This is a genomic window from Paenibacillus sp. JNUCC 35 (assembly GCF_058269095.1).
The window spans coordinates 743,013-767,622 of record NZ_CM177771.1; the positions used below are offsets into that span (position 1 = coordinate 743,013).

20 protein-coding genes are annotated in these 24,610 nt (G+C 57.0%); 14 read left to right on the top strand and 6 right to left on the bottom strand.

Features of this window, described 5'->3' with window-relative positions:
* The first annotated feature begins 427 nt into the window (after positions 1 to 427).
* The 4 genes from AC2TF6_RS03405 (at position 428) to AC2TF6_RS03420 (ending at position 9,792) form a co-directional block, all read left to right on the top strand.
* Positions 428 to 6,205, top strand: coding sequence for a hybrid sensor histidine kinase/response regulator (locus AC2TF6_RS03405; protein ID WP_491309907.1), 5,778 nt, complete (start codon positions 428 to 430; stop codon positions 6,203 to 6,205).
* A gap of 329 nt (positions 6,206 to 6,534) precedes the next feature.
* Positions 6,535 to 7,227, top strand: coding sequence for an N-acetylmannosamine-6-phosphate 2-epimerase (locus AC2TF6_RS03410; RefSeq protein WP_491309908.1), 693 nt, complete (start codon positions 6,535 to 6,537; stop codon positions 7,225 to 7,227).
* A gap of 62 nt (positions 7,228 to 7,289) precedes the next feature.
* Positions 7,290 to 8,936, top strand: a complete 1,647-nt coding sequence (locus AC2TF6_RS03415) for a DUF4127 family protein (protein WP_491309909.1) — start codon at positions 7,290 to 7,292, stop codon at positions 8,934 to 8,936.
* 373 nt (positions 8,937 to 9,309) lie between these two features.
* A complete protein-coding gene (locus tag AC2TF6_RS03420) occupies positions 9,310 to 9,792 on the top strand; it encodes a zinc ribbon domain-containing protein (protein WP_491309910.1) in 483 nt (160 codons plus the stop codon).
* Positions 9,793 to 9,913: 121 nt separating this feature from the next.
* Here AC2TF6_RS03420 and AC2TF6_RS03425 read toward each other — a convergent pair whose 3' ends face one another.
* Positions 9,914 to 10,489: a TraR/DksA C4-type zinc finger protein gene (locus AC2TF6_RS03425; RefSeq protein WP_491309911.1), complete on the bottom strand. Its 576-nt coding sequence runs from the start codon at positions 10,487 to 10,489 to the stop codon at positions 9,914 to 9,916.
* A 679-nt stretch (positions 10,490 to 11,168) separates the two neighbouring features.
* Here AC2TF6_RS03425 and AC2TF6_RS03430 point away from each other — a divergent pair.
* The 7 genes from AC2TF6_RS03430 to thiC all read left to right on the top strand — a co-directional run bounded on the left by AC2TF6_RS03430 (position 11,169) and on the right by thiC (position 17,853).
* Entirely contained in the window at positions 11,169 to 11,825 is a 657-nt protein-coding gene (locus tag AC2TF6_RS03430) for a thiamine phosphate synthase (RefSeq protein WP_491309912.1), read from the top strand.
* Positions 11,822 to 12,982, top strand: a complete 1,161-nt coding sequence (thiO, locus tag AC2TF6_RS03435; protein ID WP_491309913.1) for a glycine oxidase ThiO — start codon at positions 11,822 to 11,824, stop codon at positions 12,980 to 12,982. The genes AC2TF6_RS03430 and thiO overlap by 4 nt, the downstream gene beginning before the upstream one ends.
* Positions 12,983 to 13,059: 77 nt before the next feature.
* Complete coding sequence (gene thiS / locus AC2TF6_RS03440) at positions 13,060 to 13,263, top strand: sulfur carrier protein ThiS (protein ID WP_042234269.1); 204 nt, start codon at positions 13,060 to 13,062, stop codon at positions 13,261 to 13,263.
* Between the two features lie 4 nt (positions 13,264 to 13,267).
* Entirely contained in the window at positions 13,268 to 14,035 is a 768-nt protein-coding gene (locus tag AC2TF6_RS03445; RefSeq protein ID WP_372008807.1) for a thiazole synthase, read from the top strand.
* Positions 14,036 to 14,323: 288 nt separating this feature from the next.
* Positions 14,324 to 15,241, top strand: coding sequence for a bifunctional hydroxymethylpyrimidine kinase/phosphomethylpyrimidine kinase (gene thiD, locus AC2TF6_RS03450; RefSeq protein WP_491309914.1), 918 nt, complete (start codon positions 14,324 to 14,326; stop codon positions 15,239 to 15,241).
* Positions 15,238 to 15,918, top strand: a complete 681-nt coding sequence (gene thiE / locus AC2TF6_RS03455) for a thiamine phosphate synthase (RefSeq protein ID WP_491309915.1) — start codon at positions 15,238 to 15,240, stop codon at positions 15,916 to 15,918. The genes thiD and thiE overlap by 4 nt, the downstream gene beginning before the upstream one ends.
* A 159-nt stretch (positions 15,919 to 16,077) precedes the next feature.
* Entirely contained in the window at positions 16,078 to 17,853 is a 1,776-nt protein-coding gene (thiC, locus tag AC2TF6_RS03460; RefSeq protein ID WP_491309916.1) for a phosphomethylpyrimidine synthase ThiC, read from the top strand.
* A 253-nt stretch (positions 17,854 to 18,106) separates the two neighbouring features.
* Here thiC and AC2TF6_RS03465 read toward each other — a convergent pair whose 3' ends face one another.
* From AC2TF6_RS03465 to AC2TF6_RS03485, 5 genes are all read right to left on the bottom strand, one after another.
* A complete protein-coding gene (locus tag AC2TF6_RS03465) occupies positions 18,107 to 18,415 on the bottom strand; it encodes a hypothetical protein (protein ID WP_491309917.1) in 309 nt (102 codons plus the stop codon).
* 350 nt (positions 18,416 to 18,765) lie between these two features.
* The gene (locus tag AC2TF6_RS03470; RefSeq protein ID WP_491309918.1) at positions 18,766 to 19,314 is read right to left on the bottom strand and encodes a spore coat protein; all 549 of its coding nucleotides are present in this window, start codon (positions 19,312 to 19,314) and stop codon (positions 18,766 to 18,768) included.
* 34 nt (positions 19,315 to 19,348) lie between these two features.
* Positions 19,349 to 19,573, bottom strand: coding sequence for a hypothetical protein (locus tag AC2TF6_RS03475; protein WP_491309919.1), 225 nt, complete (start codon positions 19,571 to 19,573; stop codon positions 19,349 to 19,351).
* A 161-nt stretch (positions 19,574 to 19,734) separates the two neighbouring features.
* Positions 19,735 to 20,040 carry a protein YxiS gene (yxiS, locus tag AC2TF6_RS03480; RefSeq protein ID WP_491311584.1) on the bottom strand — a complete coding sequence of 102 codons (306 nt, stop codon included), beginning with the start codon at positions 20,038 to 20,040 and terminating at the stop codon, positions 19,735 to 19,737.
* 53 nt (positions 20,041 to 20,093) lie between these two features.
* Positions 20,094 to 20,720, bottom strand: a complete 627-nt coding sequence (locus AC2TF6_RS03485; protein ID WP_491309920.1) for a DUF2238 domain-containing protein — start codon at positions 20,718 to 20,720, stop codon at positions 20,094 to 20,096.
* A gap of 152 nt (positions 20,721 to 20,872) precedes the next feature.
* On the opposite strand from AC2TF6_RS03485, the gene AC2TF6_RS03490 reads away from it, so the two are divergent.
* From AC2TF6_RS03490 to AC2TF6_RS03500, 3 genes are all read left to right on the top strand, one after another.
* Entirely contained in the window at positions 20,873 to 21,880 is a 1,008-nt protein-coding gene (locus AC2TF6_RS03490) for a Gfo/Idh/MocA family protein (RefSeq protein WP_491309921.1), read from the top strand.
* 303 nt (positions 21,881 to 22,183) lie between these two features.
* The gene (locus AC2TF6_RS03495; protein ID WP_491309922.1) at positions 22,184 to 23,155 is read left to right on the top strand and encodes an MBL fold metallo-hydrolase; all 972 of its coding nucleotides are present in this window, start codon (positions 22,184 to 22,186) and stop codon (positions 23,153 to 23,155) included.
* 102 nt (positions 23,156 to 23,257) lie between these two features.
* A complete protein-coding gene (locus tag AC2TF6_RS03500; RefSeq protein WP_491309923.1) occupies positions 23,258 to 24,517 on the top strand; it encodes a M48 family metallopeptidase in 1,260 nt (419 codons plus the stop codon).
* Positions 24,518 to 24,610: the final 93 nt, after the last annotated feature.

Consider the following 24,610-nt stretch of genomic DNA (forward strand, 5'->3'; position numbering starts at 1 on the left):
AATTTTTTAGAAAAAAACCGAAAACCCTGTTTCAAGTTTAACGGAAGCGGGTATAAAAGCGCATCAGCGTGCCATAATGTCGAAAAATGTTTCGAAGCCCGGATTTTTTACCGGGAATTGTTGCAGTGACAATTTTTTACAAACAGAAACTATCTTCACATGGGGACGTAATTACAAAGGACGTGTAAGGACCAAAGGGAACAAACCTGTCATTTGAGCGGAAAAGGGGGACAAACCGGCGATATGTAAGCGGTAACGCTGCAGGGGATCGGACTTCGACTGAGAGGGTTCCCGCGTGCGAATAGGTATACAATTTCCTCTACTTGCTATTGTATTCGGTTTTTAGAAACACTACTATTAAAGTTGACATAATTCAAAATTTTCGATTTATTTTTTTCTATATATACAAATTCGGAGGAAAAGCCGTATGTCGGAACAAGACCAGAGATCCAATGATTCCCTAGATGTTTTGGACGAAAAACAGTTACTTCAGGTGTTGCTGGCTTTTAAGAAGGGCGACTTTTCCGTGCGCATGCCCTATGACCTGAACGGAATGCCGGGCAAAATCGCCGATACATTGAACGATATCCTCGATATGCAGGAGAACGTGGTGCAGGAAGTGCAGACGGTCGAGCGGGTTGTCGGCAAGGAAGGCAATACCAACCGCCGCTTTATGTGCCGGAGCACGGGCGGAAGCTGGAACGCGTTCAACGATTCCCTGAACAATCTGATCAGCGATCTGATTCAGCCTACAAGCGAGATGGTGCGGGTGATTAACGCCGTGGCGCAGGGCGATCTTTCGCAGAAAGTGGAGCTTGAATTTGAAGGGCGCGCTCTTACGGGCGAATTTTTGCGCACCGCCAACAATATCAACCGCATGGTCAACCAGCTCGGGACGTTTGCGGCCGAGGTTACCCGCGTGGCGCGTGAAGTAGGAACGGAAGGCATTTTGGGCGGACAAGCCGAAGTGACGGACGTATCCGGTACGTGGCGCGATTTGACGGAGAGCGTCAATAACATGGCGAGCAATCTGACGGATCAGGTACGGAACATCGCGGATGTGACGACGGCTGTCGCGAAAGGCGATTTGTCCCGCAAGATTACCGTTAACGCGAAGGGCGAGTTTCTGGAGCTCAAAAATACGATTAACACGATGGTGGATCAGCTCAGCACGTTTGCTTCCGAGGTTACCCGTGTGGCCCGGGAAGTAGGAACGGAAGGCAAGCTGGGCGGGCAGGCCGACGTTAAGGGTGTGTCCGGCACTTGGTACGATTTGACGGAGAGCGTTAACGACATGGCGAGCAACCTGACGAACCAGGTGCGCAACATCGCGGTCGTCACGACGGCCGTTGCGAACGGCGATTTGGGCAAGAAGATTACGGAAGAAGCGCAGGGCGAAATTCTGGAGCTCAAAAATACGATTAACACAATGGTGGATCAGCTCAGCACGTTCGGTTCCGAGGTTACGCGTGTGGCGCGCGAGGTGGGAACGGAAGGGATACTGGGCGGCCAGGCCGACGTTAAAGGCGTGTCGGGCACATGGCGCGATCTGACGGAAAGCGTTAATTACATGGCGACCAACCTGACGAATCAGGTGCGGAATATCGCCGAGGTCACGACGGCGGTTGCAACCGGCGACCTGTCGAAGAAAATCGCCGTAGACGCCAAGGGCGAGATTTTGCAGCTCAAAAGCACGATCAACACGATGGTGGATCAGCTCAGCACGTTCGCGTCCGAGGTTACCCGAGTGGCCCGCGAAGTAAGTAACGACGGCAAGCTGGGAGGCCGGGCCGACGTTAAAGGCGTATCCGGCACCTGGAAGGACTTGACCGACAGCGTGAACTACATGGCGAGTACGCTGACCGATCAGGTGCGCAACATTGCGGAAGTCACGACCGCCGTCGCGAAGGGCGACTTGTCCAAGCAGATCACGGTTAACGCGACCGGCGAGATTCTGGAGCTGAAGAACACGATCAACACGATGGTGGATCAGCTCAGCACGTTCGCGTCCGAGGTTACCCGTGTGGCGCGTGAAGTAGGAACGGAAGGGAAGCTGGGCGGTCAAGCCAACGTGAAGGGCGTATCCGGAACGTGGAAGGATCTGACGGAGAGCGTAAACGACATGGCGAGCAACCTGACGAACCAGGTGCGGAACATCGCCGTCGTCACGACGGCCGTCGCGAACGGCGACCTGTCCAAGAAAATCACGGAAGACGTACAGGGCGAGATTCTGGAGCTGAAAAACACGATCAACACGATGGTGGATCAGCTCAGTACCTTCGCCTCCGAGGTTACCCGAGTGGCGCGTGAAGTAGGAACGGACGGACGCCTTGGCGGCCAGGCCCAGGTTAAAGGCGTTGCCGGAACGTGGAAGGACCTTACGGAAAGCGTAAACGACATGGCGAGCAACCTGACCGACCAGGTACGGAATATCGCCGACGTAACGACGGCGGTTGCGAAGGGCGATCTGTCCCTCAAGATTACCGTTGACGTTAAAGGCGAGATGCTGCAGCTGAAGAGCACGATCAATACGATGGTGGATCAGCTCAGCAACTTCGCTTCCGAAGTGACGCGCGTAGCGCGCGAGGTCGGAACGGAAGGGAAGCTGGGCGGCCAGGCGGATGTAAAAGGGGTTTCCGGAACGTGGAAGGATCTTACCGACACGGTGAACTACATGACCGGCAACTTGACCAGCCAGGTGCGGAACATCGCGGCCGTTACGACCGCCGTCGCCAACGGTGATTTGTCGAAGAAGATTACGATCGACGTTAAAGGCGAACTCCTGGAGCTCAAAGAAACGATCAACACGATGGTGGATCAGCTCAGTTCGTTCGCCTCGGAGGTTACGCGTGTAGCCCGCGAGGTAGGAACGGACGGCAAGCTGGGCGGCCAGGCGCATGTGAACGGGGTTGGAGGAATCTGGAAAGACTTGACCGACAACGTTAACATTATGGCGACGAACTTGACCAACCAGGTGCGAGGCATCGCGAAGGTCGTTACGGCCGTCGCCAACGGTAACCTGAAGCAGAAGCTGATGGTGGACGCGGCTGGCGAGATCTATGATCTGAGCGAAACGATCAATAACATGATCGACACGCTCGATACGTTTGCCGACCAGGTTACGACCGTGGCCCGCGAGGTAGGGGCCGAAGGAAAGCTGGGCGGCCAGGCGCACGTGCCGGGGGCTGCCGGAACGTGGCGTGACTTAACCGATAACGTGAACTACATGGCGTCCACGCTGACGACTCAGGTGCGCCAGATTACAAACGTCGCGACTGCGGTGACGAAGGGCGACTTGTCGCGGACTATTGATGTCATTGCGGCGGGCGAAGTCGGAACGCTCAAAGATAACATCAACGAGATGATCCGCAACCTCAAGGAAACGACGCGGATCAATACCGAGCAGGATTGGCTCAAGACCAATCTGGCCCGGTTCAGCCGTCTTCTCCAGGGTCAGCGCGACCTGTACGAAGTGTGCCGCATGATCATGTCGGAGCTGGCGCCGCTTGTTTCCATGCAGCACGGCGTGTTCTACATGAACGAAGCGAACGGCGAGGAGCAGGTGCTGCGCATGTTCTCCAGCTATGCGTACCAGCAGCGCAAGCACCTGTCCAACGAGTTCCGTCTGGGTGAGGGCCTGGTCGGCCAGTGCCTCATCGAGAAGCAGAGGATTCTGCTGACGAACGTGCCGGAGGATTACGTGATGATCGGATCGGGACTCGGCGAAGCTGCGCCGCTTAACATCGTGCTGCTGCCGATCATGTTCGAGGATCAGGTGCTGGCCGTGATGGAGCTGGCTTCCTTCCGCCGCTTCACGGAGATCGACATCGCGTTCCTCGACCAGTTGACCGAGAGTATCGGAATCGTGCTGAACACGATGCAGGCCAACATGAGAACCGAAGAGCTGCTGTCGCAGTCGCAGTCTCTCGCGGAAGAGCTCAAGAAGCAGCAGGAAGAGCTGCAGAACACGAACGACGAGCTGGAAGATAAAGCGAAGCTGCTTGTCATTCAGAAAGCGGAGGTCGAAAGCAAGAACAACGAAGTCGAGCAGGCGAAACGCTTCCTCGAAGAGAAAGCGGAGCAGCTTGCGCTGACGTCCCGGTACAAATCGGAGTTCCTCGCGAATATGTCTCATGAGCTGCGGACACCGCTGAACAGCCTGCTGCTGCTGGCCGAGCAGCTTTCCGAGAATCCGGATCATAACCTGACCGACGATCAGGTGAAGTTCGCGCGTACCATCCATGATTCGGGTCTTGACCTGCTCAACTTGATTAACGACATTCTCGATTTGAGCAAAATCGAATCCGGTACGATTGCGCCGGACTTCACCGAAATCAAGTTGACCGAAATTACCGATAATATGGAGCGGACTTTCCGCCATATTGCTCAGGATAAGAAGATTGATTTCAAAATCAAGGCGGAAAAAGCGCTGCCGGAATCCATTATTTCCGATTCCAAGCGTCTTCAGCAGATCTTGAAAAACCTGCTCTCCAACGCCTTCAAGTTCACCGAGAAGGGCGAAGTCGTTCTCCTCATGCGCCGGGCGAGCAGCGGCTGGAGCCAGGACAACGAATCGCTGAACCGCGCCCGCATGGTGCTGGCCTTCTCCGTCGGAGACACCGGGATCGGCATCTCCGAGGACAAGCAGCAGATTATTTTCGAAGCGTTCCAGCAGGCGGACGGCAGCACGAACCGCGAATACGGCGGAACGGGCCTGGGTCTTGCCATTTCCCGTGAAATCGCGGGCATGCTCGGCGGGGAGATTACGCTGTTCAGCGTTGTCAACGTCGGCAGCACCTTCACGCTCTTCCTGCCGGTCGATCTCGATCCGGCCATGTTGGAAGCGGCCGCCGCTTATGTGCCGGAAGTGATCGACGTACCGGCTGCGCAGCCTAGAAAGTACGAATACGACCGGTTCGATACGACACAGCTCGTAGATGATCGTGCGAACATTGAAGCGGGCGACCGTGTATTCCTGATCGTGGAAGACGATATGAAATTCAATGAGATTCTGCTGGATATGCTTCACCGGAAAGGCTTGAAGGCGATTATTACGCCGAAAGGCAACAAGGCGGTCGCTCTCGCCAAGAGGTACAAGCCGGTTGCGATTACGCTTGACCTGCGTCTGGAGGACATGAACGGGTCTTCCGTTCTGGATCAGCTGAAGGACGACATCGAGCTGCGTCATATTCCGGTAACGGTGATGACGATCGAAGACGATGCGACCGAGCTTTTGCAGAAGGGCGTGTTCGACTTCCTCTGCAAGCCGATCAAGAACGAAGATCTGGAGAACGCGATCGACAAGCTGAATGCTTTCGGCAATAAGCCGTTCCAGCAGCTTCTGGTCGGTATGTCCGATTCGGAGCGCCGCAGACAGACGGTGGATCTCGTGAAGAACAGCGACATTAAGGTCAGCGCGACCGATACCGGCCGCAAGGCGCTGAACCAGCTGAAATCCAAGGATTTCGACTGTGTACTCGTCGATACGGACCTGCCGGACATGGGCCCGGCCCAGTTCGTGAGAGAGATGCAGAAGAACGCCAAAAATAAATACAAGCCGGTCCTGATCAACCGGAGCGAGAAGCTGACCAAAGAGGAAGAGGACGATCTTGAGGAACTGCGTTCCATGGCGGTCATTAAGGAAGTGAAATCTCCGATTCAGATTGTGGACGAAACGATGTTGTTCCTCCACCGCAAGCTGGAAAATCTCAATGACAGCCAGAGAGATATTCTGATTAAAAAGCACCAGTCCAACGAAATGATCGATTCGAAAAAGGTGCTGATCGTCGACGACGATATCCGTAATATTTTCGCTCTGACGACCATTCTGGAGCGTCAGAACATGAAGGTCATATCCGCCGAGAACGGCCATGACGCCATCGAGATCCTTGAGCAAATGCCGGACATCAATATCGTTCTGATGGATATTATGATGCCGGTTATGGACGGGTACGAAACCATGCGTGAAATCCGCCGCAGACCTCAGTTCCAAGACCTGCCGATCATTGCGCTCACGGCAAAAGCGATGAAAGGGGACCGCGAACAGTGTCTGGAGGCGGGAGCCTCGGATTACATCACCAAGCCGGTGAACAGCGCCCAGCTTCTCGCTATGCTGCGGGACTGGTTCTTGGCCCAGGACGGACTTCAGCCGAGTCCGGCCGAGCTTCCGGGTTCCGAACCTTTCGGATGGATGAAAGGGCAATAACGCCATTTTTAAGCCTTGTGCGCAAGCACAGGGCTTTTTTTGTATGGCCGGACTTCCGGAGGGTACCTTGCATGAAGCCGCTTCTTAACCAGGGCGAAAAAGTCAAATAATGCGGAATATGTAACTTTTTGCTGGAAATATGTGTCTATAAAAGTAAACGTGCATAGAGCCGGGAGTATGGAAGGAGTCACGATGAATTAAAAATAAAGAAAAAATGCTCCAAAATTAAGTTGAATTACGGATAATTACTTCATATAATAAAGTGACGGGTTTTCTTATAAATGCCGGCAGCGGTGCCGGACGGTCTTATAACTAACGGAGGTACAACTATGGAAAAACACAGCCTATTGGAAGCAGTCAAGGGGGGAATTATCGTGTCCTGCCAGGCATTGCCGGATGAACCTTTGTTCGGAAGCGAGATGATGGTCAGGATGGCGCTGGCCGCGGAGGCCGGGGGAGCGGTCGGCATAAGGGCCAATACGCCGGTCGATATCGTCGCGATTAAATCGAGAGTAAAGCTGCCGCTTGTCGGGCTCTGGAAGCGTGACTATGAAGGCAGCGATGTATATATCACGCCTACCTTGGAAGAGGTAGAGGCCGTTTGGCGGGCGGGAGCCGATATAATCGCGCTGGATGCGACGATACGGCCGCGTCCCAAAGGGGAAACGCTGAAGGAAATCGTGTCCGAAATCAAAAAGCGGGCCGGCGTTCTCCTCATGGCGGATATCTCTACCGTCGAAGAAGGGCTCCATGCCCAGGAAGCCGGCTTCGATATCCTGTCTACGACGATGTCCGGCTATACGCCGTACAGTCCCCAGCAGGAAGGACCGGATTTCACGCTGATTCGCGAGATGGCGGCGCGGGCCGATATCCCGGTATTCGCCGAAGGGCGTATTCATACCCGGGAAGATGCGACTGAATGCTTCCGCAGCGGTGCGCATACCGTCGTTATCGGGGGCGCTATCACAAGGCCTCAGCAGATTACAAAACGTTTTGTCGACTTCGTACGTATACACGTTTAGACCGGCTCCTGCCGGACGATTGGCGCAATTATCACTTTTTCTGATCAGGGGAGATCATTGGGATGACGAAAATCGTATTTGTACCGCTCGACGAGCGGCCGTGTAACCTGGAATATCCGCAGCGCCTGGCCGAGATGACCGATTTGGAGCTTGCCGCTCCGCCCATGTCCATTCTGGGCCGCAAGAAAGCGCCGGGGGATACCGAGGCTCTTGGAGACTGGCTGCTGCGGGAAGCGGAAGGGGCGGACTATGCCCTGGTGTCGCTGGATATGCTCGTTTACGGAGGGATCGTACCTTCCCGGCTGCACTATTTGACCCGTGAAGATGCGCTTAAGCGCCTTGAAGTGCTGCGCGAACTCAAAAGGAATAAGCCGGACCTGCGGATCCACGCTTTTAATCTGATTATGAGGGTGCCCGCCTATTCCAGCAGCGAAGAGGAGCCGGATTATTACGCGGATTACGGCCGCGAGCTGTTCCTGTACGGCTGGTATACGGACAAGAAACAGCAGGAAGCGCTGACGGAAGAAGAAGAGCGGATTTTCGCCGGCATTCTGGACAAAATTCCGCAGGACGTGCTGGAGGATTTCACCGGACGGCGCGAAATCAACGCTTTCGTCAACCGGACGGCACTGGAGCTTGCGGAAGAAGGCATTATCGATTATTTGATCATTCCGCTCGACGATAATTCCCAGTACGGCTTCTCCCCGCTGGAGCAGAGGGCGCTCGCGATCCTCTCGGAAGAGCTGGACCTGACGGACCGCGTTGCGATATACCCGGGGGCGGACGAAATCGGCTGTACGTTGTTTGCCCGGATTTTCTGCGAGAGCAAAGGATACCTTCCGAAGCTGTTCGTCCGGTATTCCTCCACGAGGGGACCTTTCTGCATTCCGAAGTACGAGGACCGCAGCTTGAACGAGAGCATCAAGGCGCACCTGACGAGTGCAGGCGCTTTTATGGCGGACAGCTCGCAGGGTGTAGACGCCGTGTTGATGGTCAATTCGCCGGCCGTAGGCGAATCGGACATGGCGGAAACGTCGCAGGCGTGGAGCCAGCGGCACCGGTCCTACTTCTCCGAGGTGAATTTGCGCGAGTTCGCCCAGGCGATGCGCGTGTATCTCGGAGAAGGGCGGACCGTAGCCCTGGCCGACGTGGCGGTCTGCAACGGCGGCGACACCGTGCTGCTCAAGCTGCTTGCCCGTCAGGGCCAGCTTGAAGGGCTTTCCGCGTATGCCGGGTGGAACACCTCCGGCAATACGCTGGGCACCGTCATCGCGCACGCCGTCATCGAGGCGTACTACGCGGGCGCGCGGGAAACCGCCGGCGGCACCGGCGCAGACGCGGTGCCGGAAGGCCGTTTGCGCAGCGAAGCACAGAAGCGGAGCAGCCGGGCCTTCTACTTCTACCGGCTCGTAGAAGACTGGGGCTACCAGGCCCTCGTCCGCAAGGATGTGAAGGCGAACGTGCTTCCGGCGTTCGGAGCGGGGGATTTCGGGCTGGCCGGTAAGCAGCCTGAAATCGAAGCCGTCATCGCGGAGAAGCTGCGCGCGTTTGTCGAGGAGCGCCTCGCCGGGCTGACGTCCGGACAGATCCGGCTCGCCAACGTTCATCTGCCGTGGAACCGGATGTTCGAGGTCGGGTTTGATCTGGATCTGGTCGGCGGGAGCAGCCCTGAACCGCTTCATGAACAGAAGGAATCCGCGAGGCTCTGACCCGGCTTGCTTTATCCGTCTTCGGCAGAGTGTGCCGGATTCGTGAGCGGCAGATGATCCGATTCTCAGCATGCTCCGAACACCCCGCCTTAACCGGCGGGGTGTTTTTTTGAGGGTACCCATGCTGAGCGCATAAGGGCTATAGAGAAACGGCCTGCATCGGGAGTCGGAGAGATTTGCTCGCAAGAGCCCCGAAATTTCGCGGAATTCGTTAAATTCCGGGGTAAACCGGAATCGGGTGTCCTTTTTTCCGGAAAGGCCCCATACACTATAACGGAGGCCAAATTAGCGCATCCAGCGGGAAACGGGTATAATGGGGGTATTATAAAAGTCAGATTGTGCCCATGCAATCTTAACATCAAGGAGGTACCCTATGTCCGGATTTATCGGGAAGATTAAACAGGGCGCAGCCGAAGCGGGGAAAAAAGCGCAGCAGACGATCGAAGTTAACCGGTTGAAGCTGCAAATTGCGGCGAAGCAGAGAGATATGCAGAAACTGTATACGCAGATCGGCGAATTCGTCTACGAAGCGGGCAAGCAGAAGCAGCCTTACCCGGAGACGCAGGTCGCGGCCGTAACGGCTGAGCTCCAGGCTATCGAAGATGAAATCAAGGCAATGCAGAGCCGGATTTACAGTCTGTACGACGAGAAATCGTGCGAATGCGGACACGTGGTCGCGGTGGATACCCGGTTTTGCCCGAACTGCGGGCGGAAATTCGAACCGATTCACGAGCAGGCGGATTTTACGGCTATTATGGAATTGAAGCCTTTCTGCCCCCAGTGCAAAGAAGACATCGAACCCGGTATGCAGTTCTGCACGACCTGCGGATACCGGCTGACGGAAGAAGAAAGCTAGACTGCCGGTTAGCCTGCGGAAGGCGTTATACATGCCATAGGATAATGACGATTATACAGGCGACATGCCAAAAAGGATGAAGGGATTCTTCGCGAATGCCTCATCCTTTTTTTATGCTTATCTACTTCTCGTCTTCGCAGTCGTCCGCGAGTTCCTTCACCTGAGCGTTTCCCGTTCCCGTCCTGCGGGTATCCGAACTGTTGCCGTATTCTTCTACGGTCTTCCAGGCGTCCGTGTCATCGATTTCGGCGCGGCCCGTGTCGTCATCGTTCGGAGACTCCAGAATCGGTTCGAGAATTTCTTCTTCTACCGGGCGTTCTGCGGGATCGCCTTCCGCATGTATCTGCGAATGTTCAACGCAGGTAGAAGCCCATGGAATCGCCTCCAGGCGTTCGAACGGAATCGGCTCCTTGCATACTTCGCATACGCCGTAAGAACCGGATTCAAGCCGGCCGATCGCATGTTTGACGTCTGTAAGCTGTTGTTCCATATTTTCATCCACCGCCTGGTCCCGGCCTCTTTCGAGCGCTTCGGTTGCGATGTCGGCGGGGTGATTGTCGTATGAGGAGAGTTCTCCGGTAGAGTCTCTCAGGGAGTCTTCTTCCCGGTCGGACTCAAGCACGTGCTCCAGCTCGCCTTTTTCCTTGTAAAGCCGCTGCTCCAGCTTGTTTCTTTCTTCTTCGGTCAGCGCTGCCATCGGACATTCCTCCCCTTCGGATACGTAGTTGGGACGGTTTCTCCTGAAGAGATGAACACCGCCCGATCGTACTTTTTTATTACCCGAAGATCCCTTTCTTTGACGCAAAAGTGGAGGATGGAAACATACGGAAGCGGGTATCCAGCGCTTGACGGAAGAAGAGAATTTCGGCTCCGCCCGCTTTTTACGGGAAAATTTAGCTTGTAATTGGAAAATGGATAGGGTAAGGTAAAGATAACCTTATATGTTTCGGGAGCTGGATGAAGTCCGGCTGAGAGTGTGACCGCGAATGTCACTAACCGTATCTGATCTGGGTAATGCCAGCGTAGAGAGAATAACCCTGCCGACCAAGGCCGCACGGTATATTCCGTCCGGTCTTTTTTAGTTCACTGCAAGCCTGAGGCTCCTGCCGGTTGTTCCGGGAAAATCTTGTCGACTTACGAACCGCCTGGCGGCCGTAGGTGCGAGAAGACCGGAATTGGAGAAATGCCGGTACGGTCGGTCGTTTCCGCCAATCGGCGGAGCGGCGTCCAGGCTCGCGTGCAACGGTGTACGGGAAAACCACTTTCTGCGGAAAGTGGTTTTTTTGCGTTTATTGCCGCCTCGTCTGTTAGAAAGCGGGCTCTGCCCGAGGATTGATTATAAGCCGCTCTATACAAGCCGAGAGGAGAAGAACGAGATGACCCCTTATCCCGCCGGACCGGAACTTCACGCCATCTCAACCGGAAGGCAGAAACCGGAGGTGCTTATACGGATTGCCTCCGCCATCCATCCTTACGTAACGGCCATTCATGTGCGTGAAAAAAAGCAGTCTCCGCGGGAGCTGTGGGCGCTGCTCTCGGGGCTTGCCGCCTGCGGGGTCCCGCCGGGCAAGATTGTCGTCAACGATCGCGCCGATGCGGCCCGGCTGTCCGGAGCGGCCGGAGTGCAACTTCCGGGAAGCGGTCTGCCCGCCTCCGCCGTGAAAAAGGGGTTTCCCGGCCTGCGCGTAGGCGTCTCCGTTCACGGGCCGGAGGAAGGTGGCCGTGCCGCGAAGGAGGGGGCCGATTATCTGATATTCGGCCATGTATTCGCCACAGGTTCCAAACCCGGAGCGGTCCCGCGCGGCGCGGAAGCGCTGCGGGAGACGGTGCTGGCTTGCGGAGGCCTCCCGGTTATCGCGATCGGAGGGATTGTTCCGGAGAACTGCGCCGAGGTGATTCGTGCGGGAGCAGCGGGCGTGGCCGTAATGAGCGGCATATGGGAAGCGGAGAATCCCGCGGAGGCTGCGGAGCGTTACCGGCACGAGCTGGAGCTTGCCCTGCAGCCGGAGAAAACAGGAGGAGAACTGAGATGAATCGGGATACGGATATTGTCGTGATCGGAGGAGGCGTCATCGGCTGCTCGATCGCCTATCAGCTGGCGAAGCGGGGAGTCCGAGTGACTCTGCTGGAAAAGGAACGTATTGCCGGGCAGGCGTCGGGCGCGGCAGCCGGGATGCTTGGGGCCCAATCCGAAATGCGCGAGGCGGGGCCGATGTTTGATTTTGCCCGCAGCAGCCGGGATTTGTTCCCGGAACTGGCGGAAGAGCTCAAGGAGCTGACGGGCCTGGACATCGGCCTCACCCGCCGGGGAATGCTTAAAGCCGCCTGGACCGACGCCGAAGCGGCGGCGCTCAAAGCGGACGGCCGTTTCCAGCAGGAGGCCGGCGGCCGGGCGGAATGGCTCAGTCCGTGCGAGACAGGCTGGCTGGAGCCCGGGCTGAGCAAGGAACTCCGCGGGGCGCTTCACCTGCCCGACGAGGGGCACGTGCTGGCGCCGGAGCTGTCGGCCGCTCTTGCCGCCGGAGCGGCGCGGCTTGGCGCGCGGATCATGGAGCACGCCGACGTGACCGGACTCCTGACGGAGTCGGGCCGGGTGAGCGGCGTGCAGACCCGCGAAGGGAAGATCCGCTGCGCCGGCGCGGTGCTGGCGTCCTCGCTTTGGAGCGCCCAGATTCTGGCGCCTCTGGGCGTGGAGCTGCCCGTGTATCCGGTGAAGGGAGAATGCTTCTCCCTCACCCTGCGGCAGCCTCTTCTCACGAGGACGATCGCTTCGGGCGGCTGCTACATCGTGCCCAAGCCGGGCGGGCGGATCATCGTGGGAGCCACGGCTCAGCCCGGCTCCTTCGACCGCAGTCCGCGTCTTGGCAGCCTGCTTTCGCTGGCCGCGCAGGCGCAGCGGCTCGTCCCGGCGCTTGCGGATGCCGAGTGGGAGCGCGCCTGGGCGGGGCTGCGGCCTCAGACGCCCGATGGGATGCCATACATCGGCGAGATAACCGCCTGCAAGGGGCTTTTCGCGGCCCTCGGGCATTACCGCAACGGCATTTTGCTGTCGCAGGCGACCGGTGTGCTTGCCGCTTCGGTGCTCACGGGCGGGGCCGCCGCTGCCGAAGCGGCTCTGCCGGGGGCGAGTGAGCTGCTCGAAGCGTTCCGGCCGGACAGAAAGGCGGCAGCCGCGGCTGTAAGGCAGTAGACCCCGCTGGCTGGGGAGCATGGCTCCGTGTGCCAGCCCGGAGGCTGCATTTTGCAAGTGAAGGAGGCATTTGACGAGTGAAGCTGCATGTAAACGGAGACGACATTACAGTGCCGGAAACGGTACATACCGTAGAAGGGCTGATCCGGCACCTTGGATTAAAACGCAATCTGCTTATCGTGGAGACCAACGGGCATATTTTGCAGGCGGAAGAGCATGCGGATGCCCCGGTGGCGGACGGCGACCGGATCGAAATCGTTCATTTTGTAGGAGGAGGCTGACCCTATGCTGAAAATCGGACCTTACGAATTCAACTCCAGGCTGCTGCTGGGAACGGGGAAATTCCCGGATTTTACGATTCAGAAAAAGGCGGTCGAGGTTTCCGAAGCGCAGATTTTAACTTTTGCCGTGCGGCGGATGAATATTTATGACCCGGAACAGCCGAACTTTTTGTCCATGCTGGATGTAAGCAAGTTCAAACTGCTGCCGAATACGGCGGGAGCCAAAACGGCCGAAGAAGCGGTCCGCATCGCCAAGCTGGCGAAAGCATCCGGACTCTGCGACATGATCAAAGTGGAAGTGATCGGCTGTGACAAGACCTTGCTGCCCGATCCGGTAGAAACGCTGAAGGCCACCGAAATGCTGCTGGCCGAAGGGTTTCTTGTCCTGCCGTATACGTCGGATGATGTCGTGCTGGCACGCCGTTTGCAGGAGATGGGCGTTCATGCGATCATGCCGGGGGCATCGCCGATCGGTACCGGGCAGGGCATTATCAACCCGCTGAATCTCAGCTTCATTATCGAAGAAGCGCGCGTACCCGTCATCGTGGACGCAGGCATCGGGGCTCCTTCGGACGCCGCGCTGGCTATGGAAATGGGGGCGGACGGAGTCCTGCTGAACACGGCGGTTTCTGGCGCAGCCGATCCTGTGCGGATGGCGTATGCCATGAAGCTGGCCTTGGAGGCCGGAAGGGCCGGGTATGAAGCCGGACGAATCCCGCGCAAGCGTTATGCGTCTGCAAGCAGTCCTTTGGAGGGAGTCAGCGTAGGCTGACGGATGTGGTGTAGGCGGGAGGCTGGCGCCTTAAGGTAAAGAGCAAGAGCGAAAGTTTGAGCGAGCTGGAGGCGAACATTACTCAACGCCATCCAAAACCGCAGTATCGAACGGCAGGAACGAACGGTCAGACCAACCAGCATCAGGAAGCATCAGAAGCAGGACTTACCTCAAGAATTTCAAGACCTGCCGCTGACTGTGTGACTACCTATATCTTTATAGTCATGTAGACCTATGCGAAAAAGAGGAATTATGTCGGCCACTGCAAGTTAATGGAGGTGCAACCTGATGAACATGTCCTTAAACAAACAGCAGCATCCGCCGGAGCCTTGCCGTCAAGCTCCGCTCGTTCCTGCGGCGGCCACGATTGCCGGTTCCGACAGCGGAGGAGGGGCGGGCATCCAGGCCGATCTCAAAACGTTCCAGGAGCTCGGCGTATTCGGAGCAAGCGCTTTGACGGCCGTAACGGCACAGAACACGCTTGGTGTTCACGGAGTTCATCCGATCCCTTCTTCTATGGTGGCGGCTCAGATCGACGCGGTTGCCGGAGATATCGGGCCCGCCGCCTGGAAGACGGGCATGCTTTTCAGCGCGGAGATCATTGAAGCCATAGCGGACCGCGCGACTTTCTACAAATGGTCCCGTCTGGTTGTGGACCCCGTCATGATCGCCAAAGGCGGAGCAAGCCTGCTGCAGGAGGATGCCGTGCAGGCGCTTAAGAGCCTGCTGCTTCCGCTGGCGCAAGTCGTGACGCCGAATATCCCGGAGGCGGAGGCGCTGACGGGAATGCGGATCGCAACGATGGCGGATCGCAAAGAAGCCGCCCGCCGGATTCATGCGTGGGGAGTGAAATACGTGGTGCTGAAAGGCGGCCACGGAGGGAACCGCGCCCAATCGCTGGACCTGTTGTACGACGGCCGCGTGTTTACGGAATTTGCGGCTCCCTGGATAGAGACGCGGCATACGCACGGCACCGGCTGCACCTTCGCCGCCGCTTTGACGGCGGGGCTTGCCTCCGGGCTTCCTATGGACGAAGCGGTGCTGCTCGCCAAACGCTTTATCCAGGCGGCTCTCGCGAACCCTCTGAACCTTGGAGCGGGGCATGGCCCGACTAATCATTGGGGGTACAACAGACCGGGGACGGCAGGCGTTTTCTTCAAAACGGCACCGGCCGCGGCCGGAGAAAGCGAGGGGTGGCTGCGATGACAAAAACGGCTGCCGAAACCCGGTATACCGGCAATCTCAGGGAAGCGTTGAAGGTTTATCTCGTGATGGGGAGCCCCAACTGCGGGGGCAGAGACCCCGCTGCCGTATTGCAGGCGGCCATAGAAGGCGGCGTCACGCTGTTCCAGTTCAGGGAGAAGGGCCCCGGCGCCCTGCAGGGCCAAGAACGGACGGAGCTGGGGAGCCGGCTCCTCGGCGTCTGCCGTCAGGCGGGAATCCCGTTCATCGTGAACGACGATCTCCGCCTGGCGGAAGAGCTGGAGGCCGACGGAATTCACGTCGGCCAAGAAGATCTGGCGCAGTGGGACACGGCCGGACTGCGCCAAAGATTTAAAGGGCGGATACTCGGCATATCCGCCCATGATCCCGCCGAGGCGCGGGAGGCGGTCCGCTGCGGCGCCGATTACCTCGGCGCGGGCCCGATGTACGCCACGGCGACGAAGCCGGATGCCCGTGCCGTGCAGGGCCCGGGCATCCTTGCCGCCATGCGGGCGGACGGCATTTCGCTGCCGCTGGTGGGCATCGGCGGCATCACGCCGGAGGGCGCGCCCTCCGTATTGGCGGCCGGAGCCGACGGCGTGGCGGTCATCTCGGCGATCAGCGGTGCCGACGATCCGCGCGAAGCGGCCCGGAGGTTTTCCCGCCTGTTTACGGGATAAGCCGGCCGCCGGCAGTTATATTTTACCGGTTGGCTGCAGGAGTCTATCAGCGAGTCATAAACGCGTTCGAAAAGGTGCGTCAAACCGCCGTTTAAGTCATAAACGTCCATTAATACGGCTTTCAAAACGAGCCGATAAAGTTCGGGAGGGATTTTTAAAATGACCAAGAGTACAGAAATCCAGGAGCCTAACGTATCCGCTTTTCCGGGGAGCCGCAAAGTTTATGTGGAGGGCTCCCGTTCGGACGTGCGCGTAGCGATGAGGGAAATTCAACTGAGCCCGTCCTCCGGGCGTTTTGGCGAAGAAGAGAACGCCCCGGTCCGTGTCTACGACACGAGCGGTTTGTACACCGATACCGAAGAGGCAACCGATATCCGCCGGGGTCTGCCTGCGAACCGGTACGGCTGGATTGTGGAGCGCGGCGACGTGGAGGCTTACGAGGGCCGCACCGTAAAGCCGGAGGACAACGGGCTGCGCAGCGAGGAAGCGCTGGCGAATACGGAAGTGTTTCCCGGTCTTAACCGGAAGCCGCTTCGTGCCAAGCCGGGCAGCAATGTGACCCAGATGCACTATGCGCGCAAGGGGATCGTTACGCCGGAGATGGAGTACATCGCCATCCGGGAGAATGTGGCGCCCGAATTTGTCCGCGATGAAGTGGCCCGGGGCCGTGCCGTTATTCCTTCGAATATCAATCACCCCGAAAGCGAGCCGATGATCATCGGGCGCAATTTCCTGGTGAAGGTGAATGCGAACATCGGCAACTCGGCCGTAGCTTCTTCGATTGAGGAAGAGGTGGAAAAAATGACGTGGGCGACCCGCTGGGGCTCCGATACGGTCATGGACCTGTCCACGGGCAAAAACATCCACACGACGCGCGAATGGATCGTGCGGAATTCACCGGTGCCGATCGGAACGGTGCCGATTTATCAGGCGCTGGAAAAAGTGGGAGGCAAGGCCGAAGAACTCACGTGGGAGATCTACCGCGATACGCTTATTGAACAGGCCGAACAAGGGGTCGATTACTTCACGATTCATGCGGGCGTGCTCCTCCGCTACATTCCGCTGACGGCCAAAAGAACGACGGGCATCGTTTCCCGCGGAGGCTCGATTATGGCTGCCTGGTGCCTGGCGCATCATAAGGAAAACTTCCTCTACACCCATTTCGAAGATATCTGCGAAATTATGAAAGCTTACGATATTTCGTTCTCGCTCGGAGACGGCCTGCGTCCCGGTTCGATTGCGGATGCGAACGACGAAGCGCAGTTCGCCGAACTGGATACGCTCGGAGAGCTGACCCGGATTGCCTGGGAGCATGACGTCCAGGTCATCATCGAAGGCCCCGGCCACGTTCCGATGCATCTCATCAAGGAGAACGTCGACCGGCAGATGGAAGTTTGCCAGGAGGCGCCGTTCTACACCCTCGGTCCGCTGACAACGGACATCGCGCCGGGTTACGATCATATTACGTCCGCTATCGGTGCGGCGATGATCGGCTCGTTCGGTACGGCGATGCTCTGCTATGTCACGCCGAAGGAACACTTGGGTCTGCCGAATAAGAACGACGTGCGCGAAGGCGTAATCGCCTATAAAATCGCTGCACATGCGGCAGACCTGGCCAAAGGCCATCCGGGAGCGCAGGACCGGGATAACGCCCTTTCCAAAGCGCGGTTCGAGTTCCGCTGGCGCGACCAGTTCAACCTTTCGCTTGATCCGGAACGGGCGATGGAGTACCACGACGAAACGCTCCCTGCGGAAGGGGCCAAAACCGCCCATTTCTGCTCCATGTGCGGTCCGAAATTCTGCTCCATGAGGATTACGCAGGACATCCGCGAATATGCCCGCGAGAACGGCCTCGGCGAACAGGAAGCGGCGGAAGCGGGCATGGCCGATAAAGCCGCCGAATTCCGGCGCGAAGGCAACGTGATTTATAAGTAGGCCAAGAATCGGCCTGCGAATGACGGCGCATGACAGTGCACGAGTGCATGACAGTACATGACAGTGCATGACAGCCCGTCCGTTTGTCCGCCAAGCTTGCAGTGCAGTATCCAGCCATAAAAGCAAAAACCGTATTTCTCCTGTCCAGTGGAGGAATACGGTTTTTCTTATGAGCGAAATCTCGAGAGAATGAGAATGTTGCGGGCAGCCCTTCAATCCGTCCGAAGCGGGCTAAAACGAACTAAAACGGGCGCTATCCGTTCGGCTGCTTCTCCTCCGAAGCGGCTTCCGAACCGGCGCGCAATTGAACAGGTTGCCGGCTGTGTATTCCATCCGTTCGTGCGCTATCTACTTCCGCAGTCGCCCATTCCTTGACGGAGGCGCTGTCCGGTCCCGGTTCCGTCATCCACTCATGATGGGCTGCGGACGTGTGCTCTTCCTCTTCGTAATCAAAGGATGACACGCCGTACTGGTCCCGGGCACCTTGGATACTTTTTATGAAAACGGTTACAACTAAAAAGCCGAAAATGAGCAATGTTAATGTTCCCCATAAGGCTGTCATTTTGAGCTGCCTCCTTGAACGTACGAATCGACTGCGGAAGAAAAGAGACTTCCTACCATATGTACGCGTAAGTTCCGGAGAAGTTTCTGCTCACGCCCAGGAAATATCTAGTTTTTTTTGATGGCATATTTGTGTGCAGGAAAAAACAATGAAAAAACAATGTTAATTACAATGTCGTGTATATTGAGTCTTTGAATTTTTTATATCGAAAAAAGCGCCGGACCGCATGACGGCCGCCAGCTTCCCCGCAGAGCTCTCTGCGGCCTCGCCGAAAAACGAAGAAGCCTCTTCCCGCCCAGGGAGAGGCTTCTTCGTTTTCCTTAGTTCGTGTGTGGCGATATTCCGAAATTCTACATCGTGTAGTGCTGCTGTACTTGTCCCGCCTGATTGTAAGGAGGTTGTGTGTAGGAGTATCCTTGGTGCTGGCCTCCGGAAGACAGGTAGGGATTCACGAGCTGCTGGGTTTGTTGTCCCGATTGCTGGGAGTGCTGAATTTGTTTGTCGATATCCTGACGCAGAGCTGGAGAGGGAGTGGTGTACATGTTATTTTGTTTCATAAACGTGTACAGTTCCCCTTGCAGATGCAGGGTATCCAGCGTGAGCTGGTTAAACAGCTGGCGGATCGCCGGGCAGTTGGATTCCGTCGTTGCCGTTGCATATTCTCTGACCACGCGCTTATGGTCGGCAAGGATTGCGGACAGGAGGTCCTTGTCGCTCAGGATGGAGCCGCTCTGGCGGTTCTGCTGCTGGTTTGGCTGTTGATTTTGCTGGAAACCTTGCGAGTACGGATATGCGGACTGCTGCTGAAAAAGCTGTTCCAGCTGCTGTTGGCGCTGGTTATGCTGTTGCTGCTGCTGGTAGGACAGCTGCCGGTTTTGGCTGTTCTGTTGCTGGTTCACAGGAAATCCCTCCTTTTGTCGGGCTTGAATAAAGTTATTGCTGCTGCGGCTGGTTCGGAGCAAGCTGGGCATGCTGCTGAAGAGCGGACAAAATTTGAGCGTAATGCTGCTGGTGACTCTGGATCAGATGCTCCGCGATCTGCCGGATAGCCGGGTTTTGAGCATGGGCGATGGCGTTCGCCGCCTGTTTAATCAGCAAATCCTCATTGGTCAGGGAATCGGCCAGGTAGTCCAATTCTTTGCTGGTTATCGGTTGCATGGAAAATCCTCCTTTCCGTTCCTTAGTAATGTAACCCGGTTTTATGGAATTATTCGGAAAAAGTGATTTTGCGGAAAATTGCGGAACGAGCAGCCGGCCCCGCGCATCAAAAAGAACCCCGCTTCTACGAAGGGGGCTTGGAGTAAGTAAGGAAAGAATGTTTACTTGCGCGGAGGCCGCTTAGCGATTTCCTCCGTCACCGCAAAGGCAAGCTCTTCATTGCCGAACATGGACAGTACGCCGAGCAGAGTGTCGTCGGGGATTTCTCCGGCTTCTTCCTTGGAAACCGTAAGTTCCAGCGCCTGTTGAAGCTCCGTGTTGTTCCCCTGCTGAGGATAAGCCTGCGCATACAGGGCGGCCGGGTCCAGTCCGTGATTAATGCACCACTGGGCAAAAATCAGAATCATCATTCGTTCGTCGCGCTGATAGTTCTCGATGATGCGTTTTTCCATCTCCTGCTGGTTCATGTTCATAGGGTAGTGCCTGCTCCCTTCGATCGTGTGAATTAGAGACATCAGATTTAAAAGCTGCCGGGGAGTCTCATCGCCCGGTTATGCGATTTGCCCAGAAGCAGCAGGGAAAGGACGGCGCCGATCAGAGCGCACATCATGTCCCATTGGGTGTCCCAGACATCGCCTTGAGTGCCGAGGAAAGATTCCGCCGCCGTTCCGGTCAGCTTGGCAACAGCGAACTCCAGGAGTTCATAGAAGGCGCTGAATCCCAGGCAGACGCTGAGCGTAAGAAACGTAAGCCAGCCTCCGGGCTGTATGGGAACTTTGCGGATCAAAATCTCGCGCGTGAGAATGGCGGGTACAAAGCCCTGCATAAAATGACCGAGCCGATCGTAATAATTCCGCTCCAGATCGAAAGTATCCCGAAGCCAGTTGAAGAGGGGGACCTCCGCATACGTGTAGTGCCCGCCTACAAACAAAATCATGACATGAGCCCACACCAGCGTATACGTGAGAAGGGTAAGCGGAGTCCGCCGGTAAATGCCGATTAATACGGCTATCAGAATCAGCCCCGGCGTCACTTCCAGCAGCCAGGTGAAATAATCGTGAGGCCGTATGCCCGACCAGATGAAGACGGCCGCCAGGCTGCCCAGCAGAGCGGAATAGCTCCGGGTGGGGACACGGGAAGATTTCATGGGGCGGAAGAACCTCCTGTAAGTTATTGTGCGTGCTTTTTTGCATTTCGTCCAATCTTTGAGGCTAATTCGTGCGCATCCTATATCCGGAATCGGAGCGGTAAGCTATACTGACTCTATCGTACCATGAAAGCGGGAAAGGGAGGTAGACCATGTCATCTTCGAACCGAAAAATAAGGTGGGGCATTCTTGGGTGCGCTTCCATCGCTCTAAGGGCAACCGTGCCCGCCATTCAGGCATCGTCTACGGGGGAGCTTGCCGCTATTGCCAGCCGCGACGTGTTCAAATCCAGGGAAGCGGCCCGGCGTCACGGAATACCGGCCGCCTATGGAAGCTATGAGGAGCTGCTCGCCGATCCGACCCTGGATGCGGTGTACATTCCGCTCCCGAATCATTTGCACTTTGAATGGACGATTAGGGCCGCAAGAGCGGGGAAACATGTGCTCTGTGAAAAACCGCTTGCCCTTACGGCCGCCCAGGCGCAAGAAATGGCCGCGGCGTGCAGGGAAGAGGGCGTCCTCCTTGCGGAAGCCTTTATGTACCGGCACCATCCCCGGTACGACCGAATCCGCGAGATTCTCGCGGCCGGGGAGCTGGGCGTTATACGCGCCATGCGCGCCTCCTTCACGTTCGATAACTCCGCGGATACGGGAAATGTCCGCTGCCGCAAAGAGTGGGGCGGCGGTTCGCTTTACGATATCGGCTGCTATACGCTTAATGCGGCCCGTTATTTGCTTGGCGGAGAGCCGGAAGCCGTTACGGTGCAAGCTTTCTTCTCGCCCGGGCACGGCGGCGTAGATATGATGGCGTCGGGGCTTGCGGAGTTTCCGGATGGCGTCGCCTTGACGTTCGACTGCGGCATGTGGGCCGCCTCCCGCAATACGATCGAAATCGTCGGGACGGCGGGAACGATTGAAGTGCCGAGTGCTTTTGTCGCTCCGGAGGGAAGAGGAGCCGACTTTACCGTCACGGTAAACGGTGCTCGCCGGACGGAAGCCGCGCCCTCCGTGAACCAGTACGCCGTGCAGTTCGACGATTTCGGACGGGCCGTTTTGGGTCGGGAGCCCTATCGTTTTCCGGCCGAAGATGCCATTAACGGCATAAAGGTCCTGGAGGCCTGCCTTCTTTCTGCGGAAACCCGGGCAAGAATAGGCCTCTAAACTAGCACAAAAAAGGATGGCGCCCGGGAACGTTTTGTACTATGATGGTACTAACAGGGACTTGGAGACTAGTCGGCTAGTCTTACATCCCGAAAACCAAGCCAGGCGCCTATCTTCGGGATAGCGGCGCACAGTGGAGCGAGGAAGTCACATGGGGTCTGTGACCGCGACACTGCTATGAGCTTGGTTTTTTTGCGTTTTTTTGCGCTCGGCGGCGGCTGTTCGTACAATAGGAAATAGGAGATAAAGGAAAAAGAAGCGGCCGGATCGTTCGACCGCGGGCAATCGGAGGAGGAGTATGCGATGAACAGGAAAAGATATACGAACATGGACCCCGCAGCGGGACTGAGCACATTCTCGGATCTTCGCAAATGGCGTAAGGAAAGAAGCGGCAAAGTGAAGGATCTTTCCTTCGTTGTAAAAACAAGTCCGGATAAAGATCCCGGCTATTTGAAAGCCAACCGGAGCGAGACGACGATCACGTGGATCGGCCATTCCACCTTTCTGCTTCAGAAAAACGGCATCAACCTGGTCACGGACCCGGTATGGGCGAGCCGTATGGGGTTCGACAAGCGGCTGGCGGAACCTGGGCTTGAGCTCGGCGAACTGCCTCCGGTGGATGCGGTTCTGCTCTCGCACGGGCACTACGATCACCTTCATATCGACTCCTTGCGTGCTCTTCCCGGAAAACCCAAGCTGCTGGTCCCGGAAGGGCTGGGGAAGATGCTTCGGCGCAAGGGCTTCGACGATATACAGGAGCTTTCCTGGTGGGGAAGCTATGTGCTCGGCGGTCTGCGCCTTCATTTCGTTCCCGCGCAGCACTGGACCCGCCGTTCGCTGACGGATACGAACACCTCCCACTGGGGAGGCTGGATCATAGAGGATGCCGGTAAGCCGGGGGTGGACCCGGACAGTCTCTATTTCGCGGGCGACAGCGGATATTTCCAAGGCTTCCGGATGATCGGGGAACGATATCGCATCGGCTGCGCCCTGATGCCTATAGGAGCTTACGAGCCCGAGTGGTTTATGTCCACTCAGCACGTTTCCCCGGAAGAAGCCGTGCAGGCTTTTCTGGACACCCAGGCGGACATTTTCGTGCCTATGCATTACGGCTCGTTCCGCCTTGCCGACGATACACCGCAGGAAGCGCTGGACAGACTGCGGCTGAATTGGGAACAGCGGAAGCTTGATCCCCAGCGTCTGAAAGTGCTGCTGCACGGACAAACATTGAAGACCGCCTTAAGCGGCGCAGTAAATAAATTTCCCGCTGAATAAGGACAAACCCGTCTTTTTCGGCTTCCGGACGGCATATACATCATGAGGGACCCTGCAGGCACGATGCGGTCCGAACGAATACCGAGGAAGCGGGGGAGGAAGATGAAGAACTGGAGAGTCGTGCTGATCCTCGGTTTTGCCGTATATGCGGCTGCGGTAGGATTTTATTTCGGCAGAGGGGACATCTACAGTCTGCCGCCAGGCTCGGCGGGCACCAGCATAGATCCGCACACGTTTATGAGCGAAGGAGAGATCGGCCGGGCAGAAGTGTTATCGCGCATCCGCTCGATTGTGTACTTTTTGCAGACTCCCTTGCAGCTTGTTCTGCTGATTTTGCTTGTGGGCACGGCTATCCGGTTCAGGGACCGCATTGAAGGCTGGACCCGGCGCTATCTGCTGCGGACAGGCTTGTTTGTTTTTCTGTTCCTGCTGGTCGTGTATGTCCTTATGCTGCCGTTCGACTACTTTATGCTTAGTGTGGAGAGGCACTACGGAGTTTCCAGTGTCAGCTTAGGCACCTGGCTGGTTGACCATGCGAAGAACCTTGGGATCGAATGGCTGACCACGACGTTCGTTCTCCTGCTTGTCCTTGCCTTGATGAAACGAAGCCCCCGGAAATGGTGGCTGTGGCAGTGGGCTATTTCCGTACCGCTCCTGCTGTTTCTCCAATTTATCCAGCCGGTAATTATCGAGCCCCTATACAATGAATTTACGCCGCTGCGGGCGGGTGAACTGAAAAAAGAACTGCTGCATCTGGCCTCGCAGGCCGGAATCGCGGCGGATGACGTATACGAGGTCAACATGTCCGAGAGGACGAATCAGCTCAACGCCTACGTGTCCGGAATCGGGTCCAATGCCAGAGTCGTTCTGTGGGATACACTTCTGCAAAAAATGGACACCCGCGAAATTCTGGTCGTCATGGCGCACGAGATGGGGCATTATGCGGAGCGGCACGTCTTCTGGGGGAGCGGCCTGGGACTTGTCATGAGCTTCGGCCTCCTCTGGGGCGGGAGCCGGATTTACGAGATAGCGGTGCGCAATTGGGGCAGGGCGAGAGGACTTCGCGGTCCTCGGGATATGGCCGGACTGCCGCTGCTGCTCGCCATTGTATCTCTGCTGACCCTTGCGGTAACTCCTATAGACAACGCCGCTTCGCGGCTGATGGAAGTCAGGGCCGATTCGTATGCGATGAAAATGACCGGAGACGGCCAGGCGGGCGTGAGCGCTTTTCAGAAGCTTGCCGCAGCGAATTTGAGTCCGGTCACGCAGCCGGCGCTCCTGCAGTGGTTTCTCGGTTCCCATCCGACCATAGAGGAACGGATCCGGTATTTCGGCGAGTATGCCGCGCAAAAAGCCCGTTAAACTAAAAAGCGTGCCGTTTTCCGATTTGCAAACAGGTTTTGCGAATCGCGAAAAGGCACGCTTTTTTTCATAGGGAAGAGCTATAGGGCACGC

Bases quoted from the DNA above. Each gene is read 5' to 3' on its own strand.
- AC2TF6_RS03405 (WP_491309907.1), top strand. From the start codon at position 428: ATGTCGGAACAAGACCAGAGATCCAATGATTCCCTAGATGTTTTGGAC.
- AC2TF6_RS03410 (WP_491309908.1), top strand. From the start codon at position 6,535: ATGGAAAAACACAGCCTATTGGAAGCAGTCAAGGGGGGAATTATCGTG.
- AC2TF6_RS03415 (WP_491309909.1), top strand. From the start codon at position 7,290: ATGACGAAAATCGTATTTGTACCGCTCGACGAGCGGCCGTGTAACCTG.
- AC2TF6_RS03420 (WP_491309910.1), top strand. From the start codon at position 9,310: ATGTCCGGATTTATCGGGAAGATTAAACAGGGCGCAGCCGAAGCGGGG.
- AC2TF6_RS03425 (WP_491309911.1), bottom strand. From the start codon at position 10,489: ATGGCAGCGCTGACCGAAGAAGAAAGAAACAAGCTGGAGCAGCGGCTT.
- AC2TF6_RS03430 (WP_491309912.1), top strand. From the start codon at position 11,169: ATGACCCCTTATCCCGCCGGACCGGAACTTCACGCCATCTCAACCGGA.
- thiO (WP_491309913.1), top strand. From the start codon at position 11,822: ATGAATCGGGATACGGATATTGTCGTGATCGGAGGAGGCGTCATCGGC.
- AC2TF6_RS03445 (WP_372008807.1), top strand. From the start codon at position 13,268: ATGCTGAAAATCGGACCTTACGAATTCAACTCCAGGCTGCTGCTGGGA.
- thiD (WP_491309914.1), top strand. From the start codon at position 14,324: ATGAACATGTCCTTAAACAAACAGCAGCATCCGCCGGAGCCTTGCCGT.
- thiE (WP_491309915.1), top strand. From the start codon at position 15,238: ATGACAAAAACGGCTGCCGAAACCCGGTATACCGGCAATCTCAGGGAA.
- thiC (WP_491309916.1), top strand. From the start codon at position 16,078: ATGACCAAGAGTACAGAAATCCAGGAGCCTAACGTATCCGCTTTTCCG.
- AC2TF6_RS03465 (WP_491309917.1), bottom strand. From the start codon at position 18,415: ATGACAGCCTTATGGGGAACATTAACATTGCTCATTTTCGGCTTTTTA.
- AC2TF6_RS03475 (WP_491309919.1), bottom strand. From the start codon at position 19,573: ATGCAACCGATAACCAGCAAAGAATTGGACTACCTGGCCGATTCCCTG.
- yxiS (WP_491311584.1), bottom strand. From the start codon at position 20,040: ATGAACCAGCAGGAGATGGAAAAACGCATCATCGAGAACTATCAGCGC.
- AC2TF6_RS03485 (WP_491309920.1), bottom strand. From the start codon at position 20,720: ATGAAATCTTCCCGTGTCCCCACCCGGAGCTATTCCGCTCTGCTGGGC.
- AC2TF6_RS03490 (WP_491309921.1), top strand. From the start codon at position 20,873: ATGTCATCTTCGAACCGAAAAATAAGGTGGGGCATTCTTGGGTGCGCT.
- AC2TF6_RS03495 (WP_491309922.1), top strand. From the start codon at position 22,184: ATGAACAGGAAAAGATATACGAACATGGACCCCGCAGCGGGACTGAGC.
- AC2TF6_RS03500 (WP_491309923.1), top strand. From the start codon at position 23,258: ATGAAGAACTGGAGAGTCGTGCTGATCCTCGGTTTTGCCGTATATGCG.